This is a genomic window from Cyanobium sp. ULC065 (genome assembly GCF_977927515.1).
Genome location: NZ_OZ376393.1, coordinates 2,217,988 through 2,232,868 on the forward strand (window position 1 = coordinate 2,217,988; position 14,881 = coordinate 2,232,868).

Sequence of the window (14,881 nt, forward strand, 5' to 3'; positions counted from 1 at the left end):
TGACGATTGGAGGTTACTTGATGTACTCCTTCAGCACCCCGTTGCGATTGGGGTGCCGCAGTTTGCGCAGCGCCTTGGCTTCAATCTGGCGAATGCGCTCGCGGGTCACGTCAAAGATCTGACCGATCTCCTCAAGGGTTTTCATCCGGCCATCGTCAAGGCCGTAGCGCAGGCGCAACACATCGCGCTCCCTCGGGCTGAGGGTGGCAAGCACACCTTCGAGATCCTCTCGCAGCAGATTCTTGGCCACATCCTGCTCGGGATTCTCGATATCCGCCTCGATGAAATCGCCAAGGCGGGAATCCTCCTCCTTGCCGATCGGAGTTTCCAGGGAGATAGGCAACTGGGCGGATTTGGCGATGAAACGCAGTTTCTCGATCGTCATCTCCATGCTCTCCGCAATCTCCTCTTCGGTAGGTTTGCGGCCGAATTCCTGGCTGAGCACCTTGGTGGTTTTCTTGATGCGGGAAATCGTTTCGTAGAGGTGAACAGGCAAGCGGATGGTGCGGCTCTGATCGGCGATGGCGCGGGTGATCGCCTGACGAATCCACCAGGTGGCGTAGGTGGAGAACTTGTAGCCCTTTTCGTGATCGAACTTCTCAGCGGCACGGATCAGGCCGAGGCTGCCTTCCTGGATCAGATCCTGAAAGGAAAGGCCGCGGTTCATGTACTTCTTGGCGATCGACACCACCAGGCGCAGGTTCGACTGCACCATCTTTTCCTTGGCGCGGCGGCCGAGCATCAGGCGGCGGCGGAACTTCACCAGCGGCATGTCCACCAGCACCGCCCACTCCTTGGTGTCGGGGTAGTGGCCGTTGTCCTGCTCGAACTGGGCGGCAAGCTCCTCGAGGTGGAGAAGGTCGGCGATCTTGCGGGCCAGCTCAATCTCTTCATCGGGGCGCAGCAGGCGGATGCGGCCGATCTCCTGGAGGTAAACCCGGATCGAATCCTCGGTGTACACCCCTTTCGGGCCCACCTTGATGCTGGCCAGAGCCTTGGCGGAAGCCGCCTTGGCCTCCTTCTTGGCCTTGGTGCTGTCGTCGGCCTGGGCGAGCAGCTCGTCGGCGATGCCATCAAGGTCGAGCGACTCGACGTCATCAACGGCGTCCACGGCCTCAGCGTCCTTGACAGGAGCCGCTGCCACCTTGGCGGCTTTGGCCGCCGCCGGCTTGCGGGTGCGGGTGGCCTTGGGCTTGGCTTCGGCCGCCGCCTTGGTGGTGGCTGTCGCTTCACCTTCGGCAGAGGCTGCGGCAGCAGCGGGCTTGGACCTGCTCTTGACAGCCTTCGCGGGTTTGGGCTGGATCAACGTTTCCTCACCGTTGGGCGAGGACACAGCAAGGATTGTGGCAGCAGGAATCTTGGGCTTGGCCGCAGCAGCTGGGCTCATAGGGGGAAGGGCGAAACGGGTTGAAAACGAAGGCTGGGAGAAGCGTTCTGGAGAGGTCGCCCCGTTGGCGTGATGGCATCGACGTCAACCAACGTGCCGAGGCCCCGCGGCATTCGCCGAAGTGCCAGGCACGATGGGAAATCGAGCGCCCTAACGAGATGGAACCAGACCGGAAACGACAACGGCGGCGCGAAGGCCAGAGCAGGGCTGTCAGGGGTGGTCGCAGACCCAGCAGCCCTGCGGAGAAAAATCCGTATGGCTGGCTTCAGATCTTCCCTCTGGACGGAACTCTGCCTGGTTCCGACAGCAGCCGTTTGGACTGCTCAACCTGATCACCTTAAGAAACACCCATGGTGTTTGCAAGGCAAACGCAGCAGCTCGTCGTGGCCGATGCACCCGCCCCACCCTCCACGGCAGTGATCTGCTGGCAGGTCTGGGTGGAAGCCGGTCGGGAAGGCCGCATCTTCACCTATGCCAATCCCCAGCATCTTGAGATCGCCGCCGGCGATCTGGTGCGGGTGCCACTGCGTGGACGGCCCCATGTGGGACTGGTGGTGGAGGCGCTCAAGGCCCTTCCGCCCGATCTGCAGGCGGTGCGGCTGCTGGCGATCACCGCCGTGCATCAGCGCGCCGCCGTGGATCCCCTCTGGCAGGAGTTGTTACAGGAGGTGGCCCATCAATGCCACACCACGGTGTTCAAAACGCTCAAATCAGCGCTGCCGTCGGGCTGGCTTGGCCAGTGGCGCCCATCCCAGCCGGCCGGGCCGCGCCCGCTCCAGTGGGTGAGCGCGACGGCGGACGCGGCAGCGGCCAGTCCACGTCAGCAGCAGTTGCTGGAGGCCCTGCACCAGTGCGGGGGCGGGGCCTGGCTGCGCGATGTCTGTGGCGGATGGGGCTTCAGCCGTTCGGTGGTGGAGGGGCTGCGCCGTGGGGGCGGGGTGTGCCTCACAGCCCGTCTGCCGGGCCCGGAGACGGCTGCTCGGGCCCATGGCCTGCCCGGCGGCGACCACAGCACGCCACGGTCGCTCACCACAGCCCAGCAGCAGGCCCTGGAGGCGATCCTGGCCTCGCCGCCGGGCAGTGAGCTGCTGCTCTGGGGCGTGACCGGCTCGGGCAAAACCGAGGTGTATCTCCAGGCCGCCGCCGCCGCGCTGGCGGCCGGTGAAAGCGTGCTGCTGCTCACCCCTGAGATCGGCCTGATCCCTCAGCTGCTGGATCGCTGCCATGCCCGTTTCGGCGACGACGTTCTCGAATACCACAGCGGCGTCAGCGACGCCGGGCGGGTCCATGTGTGGCGCCGCTGCCTGGCGGCCCGGCAAGGCCAGCCGTTGCTGGTGGTGGGCACCCGCTCCGCCGTGTTCCTGCCGCTGCAGCCGCTCGGTCTGATCGTGCTGGACGAGGAACACGACACCTCGTACAAACAGGACGCTCCCATGCCCTGTTACCACTGCCGCGAAGTGGCGCGGATCCGCTGCCGGAACAGCGGCCGCCTGCTGCTGGGCAGCGCCACCCCCTCCCTGGAAACCTGGCTGGCCTGCCAAGCGTCCAGCCTTGGCCACGGCGACGTCGGCAGGCGCCCAGCCACCACCCTGCTGCGGCTGCCTGAGCGCATCGGCGGCGCCCAGACCCCGTCGGTGAGCGTGGTGGACATGCGGATGGAGCTGGCCGATGGCCACCGGCGCCTGATCAGCCGGGCCCTGATGGAGCGGCTGGAGCAGGTGCAGGAGCGTGGCGAGCAGGCGGTGGTGCTGGTGCCGCGGCGGGGCTACAGCAGCTTCCTCAGCTGCCGCAGCTGCGGTGAAGTCGTGCAGTGCCCCCACTGCGATGTGGCACTCACCGTGCACCGCCAGCGTGAGGGCCGTGCCTGGCTGCGCTGCCACTGGTGTGACCACCGCCAGGAGATCACCGAGCGCTGCGGCCACTGCGGTTCCACCGCCTTCAAACCCTTCGGCGCCGGCACCCAGCGAGTGATCGAGCAGCTGGAGAAGGAGCTGGAAGGGCTGCGGGTGCTCCGCTTCGACCGCGACACCACCCGCGGCCGTGACGGCCACCGGCGTCTGCTGGCTGCCTTCGCCGCCGGAGACGCTGACGTGCTGGTGGGCACCCAGATGCTGGCGAAGGGCATGGACCTGCCCCGGGTGACGCTGGCGGCGGTGCTGGCGGCTGATGGTCTGCTGCACCGGCCCGATCTGCGCGCCGCGGAACAGTGCCTGCAGCTGCTGCTGCAGCTCGCCGGCCGGGCCGGTCGGGGCGAACGGCCGGGATCCGTGCTGGTGCAGACCTACAGCCCTGACCATCCGGTGATCTGTCACCTGATCGATGGCCACTACGAGCGCTTCCTGGACGAGGAGCTGCGGCTCCGCCGTCAGGCCCGGTTGGTGCCCTTCAGCCGTGCCTGTCTGCTGCGCTTCGCCGGTGACTCCGCCAGCGCCACCGCCACCACCGCCGCCGCGCTGGCGGAGCGGGTGCGCCCGGCGGTGGAGGCGGCAGGCTGGGAGCTGATCGGGCCGGCACCAGCACCGGTGGCGCGGGTGGCCGGTCGGCACCGCTGGCAACTGCTGCTGCACGGGCCGGCCGGCACCCCGTTGCCCCTGGCCGAGGAGCAGGCGCTGCGCCAGGGCCTCGACGGCCGGGTGACGCTCAGCATCGATCCCGATCCGATGGAGCTCTGAGCGGCAGGGCCTCTCGGGGCAGGCAAGCCGCTCCCAGTCACTCTGCAACAGAACCTCTGCACCGGCGCACCTGGAAAGGCGGCGTTGATCAGGCCCCGTCGGCGTCCTGGGGAACGGGCAGCTCGGGCCAGCCGAACCCCGATGACCAGCGCAACCGCTGCAGGGCGAGGGCGGCACAGAGCAGCAGCAGGATCACCATCCCACCCAGACCCAGCCTGCTCCAGCGCCAGGTGAGCAGCTCCAGCCGATTGGCGGCGCCGGTGGCAAGGGGCCAGCGCACACCGGTTCCTTCGCGAGCGGCCGGCCGGGGGGCGGCCTGCCGCACGGCGCCGAGAGAAACCGGACGGAGCACCATCTGGAGATCGAGGCCCGGAACGGCGTCAAGGGGCTGAAGATCGAGCTCCAGCCACAGGTGCTGGCGCACCCCCAGCAGCCAGTTCCGCTCGCTCAGTTCGAGGCGGGGCGGGGGCAGCTCCACACCGATCCGTTCAGCGGCCAGGGTCGTGGTGCGTGCCAGCAGGGCCTGAATCTCCACCGCCGGGAGGGAGGGGCTGCGCAGCACCTGGCGGGGGCCGTCTCCCTTGAGGCTCAGGCGGGCACCTGGATCGGCCTCCGCCACGGCCGTGGCGAAGCGTTGCTGCCAGGGGAGCTGGCGGCCGGTGTCGCTGCTCCAGACCTGGGTGAGCTGCAGCCGCCCCGGGCCCGGAAACTGCAGCTCCGTGTCCACCCGCAGGCATCCGCTCAGCAGGGTGAGCACCAGCAGCAGCACCAGGGCGACAACGGCGAAACCAAGGGGCTGGCGCGTGGGGCCCACCGGTGGCGGCGGCGGCTCAGGCGGCCCATCGCGGCGCGGCATCCAGCGGCTGGCTGACTTGAGCCGGGCTTCCAGGGGTTCGGCCCCACCCAGGCTCGGCAGGGTGAGGGACCAATTGGCCGGACGCTGCAGCGCCGGGGCATCGAGAATCATCTGCAGATCCCTGGCCTGCAGGCGCAGTTCAGGATCGGTGCTGGCGCGCAGGCTGCGGCAGCAGGCCTGAGCAGCGGCGGTGTCACCCTGGCCGATCCAGGCGGTGACCATCAACAGCCTCAGCTGACCGCCGAACGGGGAACTGGGTGGGTGCTGGTCGGCCAGGGGTTGAAGCAATCGCAGACACTGGCCGTAGTCGCCCCGCTCGAGAGCGCGGCGCGCGCTGAGCAAGGACTCATCCTCCATGGCCAGGCAAGCCGGAGCGACGGACGGGCGAGGCGGCAACGGCATCCGGCTGGCAGCGACCGACCACCATCGTGCCGATGCCGGCATCGGTGAACACCTCCAGCAGCAGGGCATGGGGGACGCGACCATCAACGATGTGAGCTGCCCCCACCCCCTGGGCCAGGGCGCGGATGCAGCATTCGGTCTTGGGGGTCATGCCACCGGCCACCACGCCGCTGGCAATCAGCTCGCGGGCCTGGGCCAGGGTCAGATGGCGCAACAGCGAGCTGGGATCGTCGCGGTCGGTGAGGATGCCGGGGGTGTCGGTGAGCAGGATCAGCTTTTCGGCCTGCAGGGCAGCGGCCAACTCACCCGCCACCGTGTCGGCGTTGATGTTGTGGGCCTGGCCTTCGGCATTGGCGGCCACACTGGAGATCACCGGGATGTAGCCCGCGTCAAGCAGGGGAGCGAGCACGGCGGGGTTCACGGCGGCCACATCCCCCACCAGTCCGTGGGAGCCACCGCCCCAGGCGCGGGCCTCCACCAGCCTCCCGTCACTGCCGGAGAGCCCCACGGCCCTGCCGCCCAGGCGGTTGAGTCCATTGACGATCTGCTTGTTCACACGGCCCACCAGGACCATCTCCACCACATCCATGGTGTCGGCATCGGTGACGCGCAGGCCGTCACGGAACGTGGGCTTGATCGCCAGCCGGGTCAACCACTCGTTGATTTCCGGGCCGCCGCCGTGTACCACCACCGGCCGCACCCCCACACAGGCGAGCAGGGCCAGATCGCGGAACACCGCCTCCTGCAGCGACTTGTGGGCCATGGCCGCACCGCCGTACTTGACGACCACCCGGCGGCCGGCGAAGCGCTGGATGTAGGGAAGGGCCTCGCTGAGGACGGAGACCCGCAGGCTGTCCTCGGCGCTGATCAAGGGGTCCTGGCTCAATGGACTTCGGGGTGATGGTGGGTGGAGAGACTGAGGAAAGCGGGCCGGGATCGACGGCGCTGGCGGGTACCGGGCTGGACTGGAGTGGACGGGTCCGTGGCCGGGATGGGCTGGTACCGAGCTGTGCCCGGGCGGTGGTACGCCACGGGTTCAGAGCCGTCGGAGGCCCTGGGGAGGTGCGGAGATCGCCGCCGATGCCGCGCTCAGGGCACAGGCTCGGGGCTGACAGCCGCCGTGGGGAGCAGCGCCAGCTCCAGGAGCGAGGCATCGAGCGGCCGCAACTCGGCCGTGAGGCCTGGGCCGAAGAAACGACCAAGGCGCTCCTGGCGTGCCTGCCAACGCTCCAGGCTCACGCCGTTGAGACGGAAGCGCAGGATCAGGCCATAAGCACCGCCCTGCTCCAGCTCAGCCACGCTCACCAGTTCGGGCGGGCTGTCCTCGTCCCAGAGTTTGAGGGCTTCGAGGGAGGATTCCAGGTGGGCCTTCTGGCCGTAGCGCCAACGGGTCACGTCCTTGAGCACTTTTCGCAGCGGCTCGCTGGCCGTCTCCTCCCGCAGACGTTGATAGGTGGCCGGGGGGGTGAGCCGTTCGGCAGGCGGCAACTCCGAGGATTTCAGCGCCAGGCCACCCAACAACAGAGGGATGCCATAGAAGACACCGGCCAGGCTGATGTTCGGGCTATCGGTGACGTACGCGATCGAACCGATCACGGTGAGCACCGCTCCGAGAATCGTGAGCAGGCTGCCGGGGGAGGTGAGGGCTTGCATGGACCCATCCTCCAGCAAAGCCGTGCAGGATGGAGAGGCAACGCCAGCGATCCGCCTCCATGTCCCTGTCGCCGCCTGCCGACGGCCTCGACCCTGCGGTAGCCGCCCACGTTGATGCCGGCCAGGCGGCAGCCTCATCCAACCCCACTGGAGCCGCACAGGCACCGAGCAACCGGGTGCTGCTCGATCAGCTCACCGAAGACCGGCTCTGGCTGCTGCGTCAGATCGATGCGGGCCGCTGGAGTGAGCTGCGCCTCGATCTGGCAGCCCTGGAGCGCGAACTGGGCCAGATGCTCGACCAGGCCCGCGAGAAGCTGCAGACCGACTGAAACGTCCGGTGGTGGGAGTGGCAACGGCCGTTTGGCCGCCAACCCCCTCATCCGAGCGCATCCGGCCCATTCGTTCAGCAGGGCACGCCCGCTTGCTTCAGTCACGCGCGCAGGTTGGTTCACGCGTGCCCTCTCTCCTGATCAGAACGGGATGTCGTCTTCCTCCTGGGTGTCAGGCACGAGAGGAGCGGAATTCCAGGTGGGTGTGGCCGGGGCGGGAGCGGCAGGTGGCGGGTTCTGCCGCACCGGCTGGCGCACAGGAGCGGCGGCCCGTGAGGCCCCCATCGGCGCAGGAGCTGGCGCCGGCGCCCTGGATGGGTCGGCGCTTCCGCCAGCACTGACCACAGCTCCGCCGAGGGGATGGAGCCGGGAGAGGGTGAACTCGGCCCGCTTCTCCTTGGTGCCATCCGGGCGGTTCACAGTGTTCATGCGCAGGCGCCCTTCCAGCACCAAGCGCTGGCCCACCTGAACGCGGTTCTGCAGGTCCTGCGCCAGATTGCCGAAGCCCACCACCTTCACCTGGCCGGGCGGGTCATCCGGGCGCAACCCGTCGATCTGCACGGCCATCTCCGCCACCGGCGTCTGGTTGTCCTGGGTGTAGCGCACCTGGGGCGCCTCCAGCACCACCCCCTCCAGCAAGCAGTGATTCATCTCTCCGTCCGCACCGGCGGGCCACATCCTGATGCACGGCCGTGAAATGCACCAGCGGGCGCCTGTGGCTGGTCAGCGGCACCGGTGAAGGTCCCTGGCTCGCGGCGGCGCTGCTGGCGAACGGCTGGGAGCTGACCGTCTCCGTGGTGAGCCAAACGGCGGGGCGCGCTTACTCCCCCCACCCCCGGCTGCAGCTGGAGGTGGGCGCGATGCAGGGCAGCGCCGGCATCCAGCGGCACCTGGAGGCGGCGCGCCTCCAGCGGCGCCCCTACCAATGGGTGATCGACGCCAGCCATCCCTTTGCGGTGCAGATCAGCGCTCAGCTGGCGACGACCTGCCAGCCGCTGGGGCAACCGCTGCTGCGGCTGCTGCGGCCGCTGGAGCCGCACCTCGCCCCGCGGCAGACCCTGTTGAGCGATCTGCAGGCCCTGGGGAAGGAAGATCTGCGTGGCCAACGGCTGCTGCTCGCGATCGGTGCTCGCCATCTGGCCACCGCCGCTGCCCATGCCAGCGGGGTGGAGCTCTTCGCACGGGTGCTGCCCACACCCGCGAGTCTGCAGCAGGCGCGGGCAGCGGGGCTGCCGGATGCCCACCTGGCCTGCCTGCGGCCGGCGGGCGGCCCACTGGGGGGGGCGGCCCTCGGCATCGAGCAGGCGCTGCTGCGGCAATGGCAGATCAGCGCGGTGCTCTGCCGGCAGTCGGGTGGGCACACGGAGCGCGGCTGGCAACAGCTCTGTGCCGCCAGGGATCTGCAGCTGCTGTTGCTGGCGCGCCCCGCCGAACCCCCAGGGGTGGAAGGCTTGCCGCTGGAAGAGCTGCTGGAGAAGCTGGGCCCGCCCCCCCGCTGGCTCTAGCCATGCCACCGCCTTCCAACGACCCTGCCACGGCGCTCACACTGGTGCTCACCACCGAGGCGGACGCCGCCCATGCTGAGCGGCTGGCGCAGGCCCTGCTGGAGGAGCGGCTGGCGGTCTGCGTCAGCCTGCTGCCGATCACCTCGCTCTATCACTGGCAAGGAAGGATGGAGCGCAGCACGGAAGTGCAGCTGCTGATCAAAACCAGCACCACCCAGCTGGAGGCGTTGAGGCGGCGCCTGCACGCATTGCACAGCTATGACACGCCGGAGTGGATCCACTGGCCGGCCCAGACTGAAGGCGCCTATGGCCTGTGGCTGCAGGATGAGCTGGCCGGCTCAGCCCAGATGCAGCCGCACCAGATCCTGCAGGGAGGCCTGGGGTCGGGGTCCCAGCTGGGTGACCACCAGGCCGGCGCAGAGTGAACCCAATCGACCGCAGTCCTCAAGGCTCTGGCCCTGGGTGTAGCCGTGCAGGAAGCCGGCCGCGTAGAGGTCGCCGGCGCCGGTGGTGTCCACCAGGGGACCCAGCTGATACGCCGCAATCGTGTGACTGGTCCCTCCGGCCAGCACCAGCGATCCCTTTTCGCTGCGGGTGAGCGCGGCCACCTTGCAGCAACCACGCACCCGGTCCAACGCCTCCTCAAAGCTGTCGGTGGCATAGAGGGAGCAGATCTCCAGCTCGTTGGCGAAGAGCAGATCCACGTGGCCATCCACCAGTTCGAGGAAGCTGGCGCGGTGGCGCTCCACACAGAAACCGTCGGAGAGGCTGAGGGCCACCTCACCACCATGGGCGCGCACCACCTCGGCAGCGGCGATGAAGGCCCGCTTGGCCGGCTCGGAATCCCAGAGATAGCCCTCCAGGTAGAGCACCTTCGCCTGCCCCACCAGCTCCAGGTCGAGGTCGGCGGGATCGAGCGTCACCGAGGCGCCCAGATAGGTGCACATCGTGCGCTGGGCGTCGGGGGTAACCAGGATCAGACAGCGGGCCGTGGAGGGACCGGACGTGGTGGGGGGCGTCTGGAAGTGAGCTCCCACAGAACGAATGTCGTGGGCGAAGATCCCGCCCAGCTGATCGTCGCGGACACGACCGATGAAACCGGCGCGGCCGCCCAGCTGGGCGATGCCCGCCAAGGTGTTGGCTGCGGATCCGCCTGAGGTTTCAAGGCCAGGGCCAGAGGCGGCGTAGAGGCGATCGGCCTGAGCTTCATCCACCAGCGCCATGGTGCCTTTGGTGAGGCCATGGGCAGCAATGAAGGCATCGTCCGCCTGCACCAGCACATCCACGATGGCGTTGCCGATGCCGACGACATCAAATTGTTTGGGCATCACGCGCTCAACAGGGCCCGCTTGGGACCGTGGATCGGATCCTCCACGACGATCGTCTGGTCGCGTTGAGCCCCGAGGGACACGATGGCGATCGGCACCTCCATCAGCTCGGCGAGGAAGCGGAGATAAGCCATTGCCGTGTCCGGCAGCTCCTCAAGCTGGCGGCAGTCAGCGGTGGAGCTTTGCCAGCCGGGCAGCGTTTCGAAGATCGGCTGACAGCGGGCGAAATCCTCGGCACTGCTCGGGAAGTGGTCGATGCGCTCGCCGTTGAGCTCATAGGCCACGCACACCTGGATCTCGTCGAGCTCATCGAGCACATCAAGCTTGGTGATCGCCAGGCAATCGAGGCCGTTCACCTGAACGGCATAGCGGCCGATCACGCCATCGAACCAGCCACAACGGCGGCGCCGGCCGGTGGTGGTACCGAATTCATGGCCGCGATCGCAGAGGTGATCGTTGAGGCTGCCTTCGAGCTCGGTGGGGAAAGGCCCTTCGCCCACGCGGGTGGTGTAGGCCTTGGCCACACCGATCACACGGTCGATCAACGTGGGGCCCACCCCTGCGCCAATGCAGGCGCCACCGGACACCGGATTGGACGAGGTGACGTAGGGGTAGGTGCCGTGATCAAGGTCGAGCAGGGTGCCTTGGGCCCCCTCGAACAGGATGTTCTTGCGGGCACGGGCGGCCTCGTGGATCGTGCGGGTGCAGTCGACAACGTGGGGCGCCAGCCGCTGGCCATAGGCGGCGTACTCAAGGATCACCTCCTCGGGATCGAGCGGCGGCAGGTCGTAGATGCGCTCCAGGATCAGGTTCTTTTCGGCCAGAGGGGCCAACAGGCGATCCCGCAACCGGTCCACGTCGAGCAGGTCGAGCACCCGGATGCCGTTGCGCTCCGATTTGTCGGCATAGGTGGGGCCGATGCCCCGACCGGTGGTGCCGATGCGGCGATCGCCGCGGCGCTGCTCCATCGCCTGATCCAGCAGGCGGTGGTAAGGCATGGTCACGTGGGCCGTGGAGGCGAGCTTCAGGCCGGAGATGTCGATGCCGAACGTGGCGAGCATGTCGAGCTCACCGAGCATGACCTTCGGGTCGACCACCGTGCCGGAGCCGATCAGGCACGTGGTGTCGGGATAAAGAATGCCGGAAGGAATGAGGTGCAGTTTGAGCACCTTGTCGTCAACGACGATCGTGTGACCGGCGTTCACACCCCCCTGATACCGCACCACCACATCGGCGGAGCGGCTGAGCAGATCGGTGATCTTTCCCTTGCCTTCGTCACCCCATTGAGCACCGATGACGACGACATTGGCCAAGAAGGAAACAGCGGCCCGAAGCCGCTTCTAAGCACAAACAGAGAGCCTCTCAGATCAGCTGCCCCTTCGTAAACCCCCCAGCGGCATCCGTGATCCCGCCGGGGGTGGTCCGGGCTTCAGGCGCCGCGCACGGCGTTGGTTTCAGCCTTCTTGAGCTCCTTTTCCAGCCGGGCGCGCAACGCGTCGGGCAGCGGGCGGTTGGCGTAGTTGGTGTAGTGGCCCGCCAGCGAATTGACGGCGGTCTGCATGGTGGTGAAGGAGGGCAGGCCGTTCACGTTCGCCCGGGGGCGGTAAAGCGCCATGTAGTCGGTGATCAGGGCGCGGGCGTCGGTCTCGGCCGCGCTGCGGGCGGGGTCGTCCTGCTCCAGGGCGATGGTGCTCAGCAGGCTCTGGGCCACGGTCACGGTGTCGTCCACGTAGACGCCGCTGAGGTTGCCGGTGGCACTGCCGCAGGCCGTGAGCGTGAGGGAGAGGCACAGCGCGACCATCAGGGCCGACGCCATCAGCCGGCGGCCGAGACGTTGGACGGCGAGCAACAAGGGCCGGAAGGCGCCTTGGCCTGCTTCGAAACGCCAGGGGTGCGCGGCCATCGGTGCTCCTGATTGAATCGGGAAACTCTATAAGCCGTGCCAGCGAGTTCCCCCCGCACTCAGGCCCCCAGCGCTCAGCAGGAGGGGGCGCCTCTGCCGAGGCGGCCCGCTTCCACCACTGCGATCAGCTGGGCGGGCAGGTCAGCGGCGGCCAGCTCCTGCCGTTCGCCGCTGCGGCGCTCCACCAGCTCCACCTGGCCCTGGGCGGCCCCGCGCCCCACCACCACCCGCCAGGGAATGCCGATCAGGTCGGCGTCCTTGAACTTCACACCCGCGCGCTCGGGGCGGTCATCGAGCAATACCTCGATCCCGCCGGCCTCCAGGGCTGCATCGAGTCGCTCGGCCAGTTCCACCTGCACAGACTCCTGCATGTTCGCCACCACCACGATCACTTCGTAGGGCGCGATCGGTAGCGGCCAGCAAATGCCGTTGGCGTCGTGGTGCTGCTCCACCGCCGCCTGGGCCAGCCGGGACACACCGATGCCGTAGCAACCCATCCACAGCGGCTCCTCCACTCCGGCCTCATTGGTGAAGCAGGCATCGAGGGCGCTGGAATACTTGCGGCCCAGCTGGAAGATGTGCCCCACCTCGATGCCACGGCTGGCTTCCAGACGCTGCTCGGAGTCGTGCAGACAACGGTCACCCGGCTGGGCGGCGCGCAGATCCGCAGTGTCGGGCGTGGGGATGGCCTCGCCCCAGCAGGCTCCCACCAGGTGATGGTCGAGGCTGTTGGCGCCGCAGACAAAAGCGCCGAGATCGGCGGCCGACGGATCGGCCAGCCGCAGGAAGCGCTGCTGCCAGCTCGCAGCCCCTTGCAGCAGCGCATCAGGCAGGTGCGGGCCCAGGAACCCCAGCGGCCAGGGCTCAAGCCCTTCCCCCAGCACTTGCTCAGGCGTGATCGGCTCGAGGCTAAGCAAGGCGCCAGCTTCGGCGCAGCGGGCGGAAACCGCGTTGGAGAGCTTCACAGGATTGAGGGTCTGGTCGCCACGCAGGCTCACCAGCACGGGCAGGGGCCCACCGCTGGCAAAGCGGGCGAGCAGCACCAGCACCTTCACGGTTTGGGAAGGATCGAACCCATGGGCACGGCAGAGCGCCTCGATCGAGCGCTGAGCGGGGGTGGCCAACAGGGTGGGTGGAGCCGTCGGTGCCAGTGGCACCGACGGCTCCACCCGGGAGCAGGCGCGCTCCTGGTTGGCGGCGTAACGGCCATCGGGGCTGGCGAGGATCAGATCTTCGCCGGCATCGGCGGTGACCATGAACTCCTGGCTGGCGGAACCACCGATGGCACCGCTGTCGGCCTCCACCGCCACGGCACGCAAGCCGCAACGCTCGAAGATGCGTCGGTAGGCCTGATCCATCACGCCGTAAGCCGCTTTGAGATCCTGCTCATCGGCGTGGAAGGAATAAGCGTCCTTCATGATGAATTCCCTGCCACGCATCAGCCCGAAACGGGGCCTGATCTCATCGCGGAATTTCGTCTGAATCTGATACAGACAAACCGGCAACTGTCGGTAGGAACGCAACAGATCCGCCGCCAGAGCCGTGATCACTTCCTCGTGGGTGGGGCCCAGGCCAAGCGAACGGTCCTGGCGGTCGAGCAGGTGGAACATGATGCCCTCCCCAGCGGTGTAGCCCTGCCAGCGGCCGCTGCGTTCCCAGAGCTCGCTGGGCTGCAGCTGGGGGAGCAGGGTTTCCAGCGCCCCAGTGGCGTTCATCTCTTCTCGCACAATGGCCGACACCTTCTGCAGCACACGCCACAGCAAGGGCAGGTAGGCGTAGATCCCGGAACCGATGCGGCGGATGTAACCAGCACGCAGCAGCAGCCGATGGGAGGGAATCTCCGCCTCCGCAGGATCGTCGCGAAGCGTCACCAGCATCAGGCGGGAGACACGCATCGAGCGAACCGGAGCAGGGGCTGGACGCTATCACCGAGCCCCTCGGCAGGGGCGAGCGGCAAGAACGACGGCGAAAGGCTCGGCGGGAACCCAAACGCCGCGGCGATTTCTGCTACATTCAGTTTTGAGTCCCAGTAGTCCAAGGTTTGTCTCATGTCCACACATCCGAAGGGCGCTTTCGGGGGTGGGGTGGCCGGCCCTGGCCCTGGTTCCCCTGCGGTACCCCCACACGCTCAAGACTCCACGCCCCCTGGCGCCCCGTCCTTCAGTGCCGACGTACCCCCTGAAGGCCTGATCACCATCGATGAGGTGCAGCGGGCTCTGAACCGCTCGCGCGCCTCGGTGTATCGCTACACCAACACCGAACCGCGCAATCTCAATCCTCCCTTCAACCCACGGCGCCTCAACCCCGAATACCGCACCGATCAGAAGGAAGCGCTGCTGTTTCACCCCAACGAAGTGGCCAGGTTCGCCCGTGACGTGCTTCGCATCAAGGAAGTCACGGTGGAAGTTCTCAACGCCCCTTCCACCATCACCCAGCAATTGCTGGGATCCATCCTTGACGAACTGCAGGGGATCCGGCGCCTACTTCAGGGCATGGAACGTGCTCCCACCGACCTGAACAGCAAACGGGAGCACATTGAGCAGTCACGGCCGGCAGCCTGATCGCTGCCTCCTGACAGGCGTTCCACACGACGCACGGCAAGCAAAACGAAAAGATGGCATAATTGAGCCAAGATCAATGCCGAAATGGTGGATGAACTCCACCATTTTCGCAGCAGACGTTACAGACCTGCCCCAGCAGCGCTGTTCCTGCTCTGGATCTGCCACCCGGGCCCCACGGCGTTTCGGCCTTTCGTGCCGAAATCCTGAGCTCGGGGGGTGTCCCTCAATCCCCGTCCATGGACTCCGCCCAGTCTCGATTTCCAGCCGAAGACCTCCCTTCCACGC

At 67.6% G+C, this 14,881-nt stretch carries 14 protein-coding genes; 5 read left to right on the forward strand and 9 right to left on the reverse strand.

Translation table 11 applies throughout. The features are described from left to right. Window positions 1–13: 13 nt before the first annotated feature. Window positions 14–1,387 carry an RNA polymerase sigma factor RpoD gene (gene rpoD / locus ACXMDP_RS10905; protein ID WP_255139823.1) on the reverse strand — a complete coding sequence of 458 codons (1,374 nt, stop codon included), beginning with the start codon at window positions 1,385–1,387 and terminating at the stop codon, window positions 14–16. A gap of 350 nt (window positions 1,388–1,737) precedes the next feature. Here rpoD and priA point away from each other — a divergent pair, with 350 nt between their 5' ends. After that, entirely contained in the window at window positions 1,738–4,059 is a 2,322-nt protein-coding gene (gene priA, locus ACXMDP_RS10910) for a replication restart helicase PriA (protein ID WP_259730544.1), read from the forward strand. A gap of 88 nt (window positions 4,060–4,147) precedes the next feature. Here the strand turns inward: priA and ACXMDP_RS10915 are convergent, their stop codons facing one another. The 3 genes from ACXMDP_RS10915 to ACXMDP_RS10925 form a co-directional block, all read right to left on the reverse strand. Then, window positions 4,148–5,272, reverse strand: coding sequence for a DUF3153 domain-containing protein (locus ACXMDP_RS10915; protein WP_259730545.1), 1,125 nt, complete (start codon window positions 5,270–5,272; stop codon window positions 4,148–4,150). Continuing rightward, window positions 5,262–6,203, reverse strand: coding sequence for an acetylglutamate kinase (gene argB, locus ACXMDP_RS10920; RefSeq protein WP_259730546.1), 942 nt, complete (start codon window positions 6,201–6,203; stop codon window positions 5,262–5,264). Before argB ends, ACXMDP_RS10915 begins: the two co-directional genes overlap by 11 nt. Before the next feature lie 203 nt (window positions 6,204–6,406). Then, a complete protein-coding gene (locus ACXMDP_RS10925) occupies window positions 6,407–6,970 on the reverse strand; it encodes a DUF2854 domain-containing protein (RefSeq protein WP_259730547.1) in 564 nt (187 codons plus the stop codon). 59 nt (window positions 6,971–7,029) lie between these two features. Between ACXMDP_RS10925 and ACXMDP_RS10930 the strand changes: the two genes are divergently transcribed. Beyond that, complete coding sequence (locus ACXMDP_RS10930; protein WP_259730635.1) at window positions 7,030–7,299, forward strand: hypothetical protein; 270 nt, start codon at window positions 7,030–7,032, stop codon at window positions 7,297–7,299. Between the two features lie 141 nt (window positions 7,300–7,440). On the opposite strand, the gene ACXMDP_RS10935 is transcribed toward ACXMDP_RS10930, so the two are convergent. After that, window positions 7,441–7,950, reverse strand: a complete 510-nt coding sequence (locus ACXMDP_RS10935; RefSeq protein ID WP_259730548.1) for a single-stranded DNA-binding protein — start codon at window positions 7,948–7,950, stop codon at window positions 7,441–7,443. Between the two features lie 41 nt (window positions 7,951–7,991). On the opposite strand from ACXMDP_RS10935, the gene ACXMDP_RS10940 reads away from it, so the two are divergent. Next, on the forward strand, window positions 7,992–8,804 hold the full coding sequence (locus tag ACXMDP_RS10940; RefSeq protein ID WP_259730549.1) for a precorrin-6A/cobalt-precorrin-6A reductase: 813 nt from the start codon (window positions 7,992–7,994) through the stop codon (window positions 8,802–8,804). A gap of 2 nt (window positions 8,805–8,806) precedes the next feature. Beyond that, window positions 8,807–9,229: a divalent-cation tolerance protein CutA gene (gene cutA, locus ACXMDP_RS10945; RefSeq protein ID WP_259730550.1), complete on the forward strand. Its 423-nt coding sequence runs from the start codon at window positions 8,807–8,809 to the stop codon at window positions 9,227–9,229. Here cutA and ACXMDP_RS10950 read toward each other — a convergent pair. The 4 genes from ACXMDP_RS10950 to ACXMDP_RS10965 form a co-directional block, all read right to left on the reverse strand. After that, window positions 9,143–10,132 carry an adenosine kinase gene (locus ACXMDP_RS10950; RefSeq protein ID WP_259730551.1) on the reverse strand — a complete coding sequence of 330 codons (990 nt, stop codon included), beginning with the start codon at window positions 10,130–10,132 and terminating at the stop codon, window positions 9,143–9,145. The genes cutA and ACXMDP_RS10950 overlap by 87 nt on opposite strands. Next, window positions 10,132–11,445 carry an adenylosuccinate synthase gene (locus ACXMDP_RS10955; protein WP_094512949.1) on the reverse strand — a complete coding sequence of 438 codons (1,314 nt, stop codon included), beginning with the start codon at window positions 11,443–11,445 and terminating at the stop codon, window positions 10,132–10,134. The genes ACXMDP_RS10950 and ACXMDP_RS10955 overlap by 1 nt, the downstream gene beginning before the upstream one ends. Before the next feature lie 116 nt (window positions 11,446–11,561). After that, window positions 11,562–12,035, reverse strand: a complete 474-nt coding sequence (gene psb27 / locus ACXMDP_RS10960; protein WP_259730552.1) for a photosystem II protein Psb27 — start codon at window positions 12,033–12,035, stop codon at window positions 11,562–11,564. A 74-nt stretch (window positions 12,036–12,109) separates the two neighbouring features. Continuing rightward, entirely contained in the window at window positions 12,110–13,930 is a 1,821-nt protein-coding gene (locus ACXMDP_RS10965; RefSeq protein WP_259730553.1) for a proline--tRNA ligase, read from the reverse strand. A gap of 153 nt (window positions 13,931–14,083) precedes the next feature. On the opposite strand from ACXMDP_RS10965, the gene ACXMDP_RS10970 reads away from it, so the two are divergent. Further along, complete coding sequence (locus tag ACXMDP_RS10970; protein WP_259730554.1) at window positions 14,084–14,596, forward strand: hypothetical protein; 513 nt, start codon at window positions 14,084–14,086, stop codon at window positions 14,594–14,596. The last annotated feature ends 285 nt before the right edge of the window (window positions 14,597–14,881 follow it).

Coding starts and splice junctions, on each gene's coding strand:
- rpoD (WP_255139823.1), bottom strand. CDS start 1,387: ATGAGCCCAGCTGCTGCGGCCAAGCCCAAGATTCCTGCTGCCACAATC.
- priA (WP_259730544.1), top strand. CDS start 1,738: ATGGTGTTTGCAAGGCAAACGCAGCAGCTCGTCGTGGCCGATGCACCC.
- ACXMDP_RS10915 (WP_259730545.1), bottom strand. CDS start 5,272: ATGGAGGATGAGTCCTTGCTCAGCGCGCGCCGCGCTCTCGAGCGGGGC.
- ACXMDP_RS10925 (WP_259730547.1), bottom strand. CDS start 6,970: ATGCAAGCCCTCACCTCCCCCGGCAGCCTGCTCACGATTCTCGGAGCG.
- ACXMDP_RS10930 (WP_259730635.1), top strand. CDS start 7,030: ATGTCCCTGTCGCCGCCTGCCGACGGCCTCGACCCTGCGGTAGCCGCC.
- ACXMDP_RS10935 (WP_259730548.1), bottom strand. CDS start 7,950: ATGAATCACTGCTTGCTGGAGGGGGTGGTGCTGGAGGCGCCCCAGGTG.
- cutA (WP_259730550.1), top strand. CDS start 8,807: ATGCCACCGCCTTCCAACGACCCTGCCACGGCGCTCACACTGGTGCTC.
- ACXMDP_RS10950 (WP_259730551.1), bottom strand. CDS start 10,132: ATGCCCAAACAATTTGATGTCGTCGGCATCGGCAACGCCATCGTGGAT.
- psb27 (WP_259730552.1), bottom strand. CDS start 12,035: ATGGCCGCGCACCCCTGGCGTTTCGAAGCAGGCCAAGGCGCCTTCCGG.
- ACXMDP_RS10965 (WP_259730553.1), bottom strand. CDS start 13,930: ATGCGTGTCTCCCGCCTGATGCTGGTGACGCTTCGCGACGATCCTGCG.
- ACXMDP_RS10970 (WP_259730554.1), top strand. CDS start 14,084: ATGTCCACACATCCGAAGGGCGCTTTCGGGGGTGGGGTGGCCGGCCCT.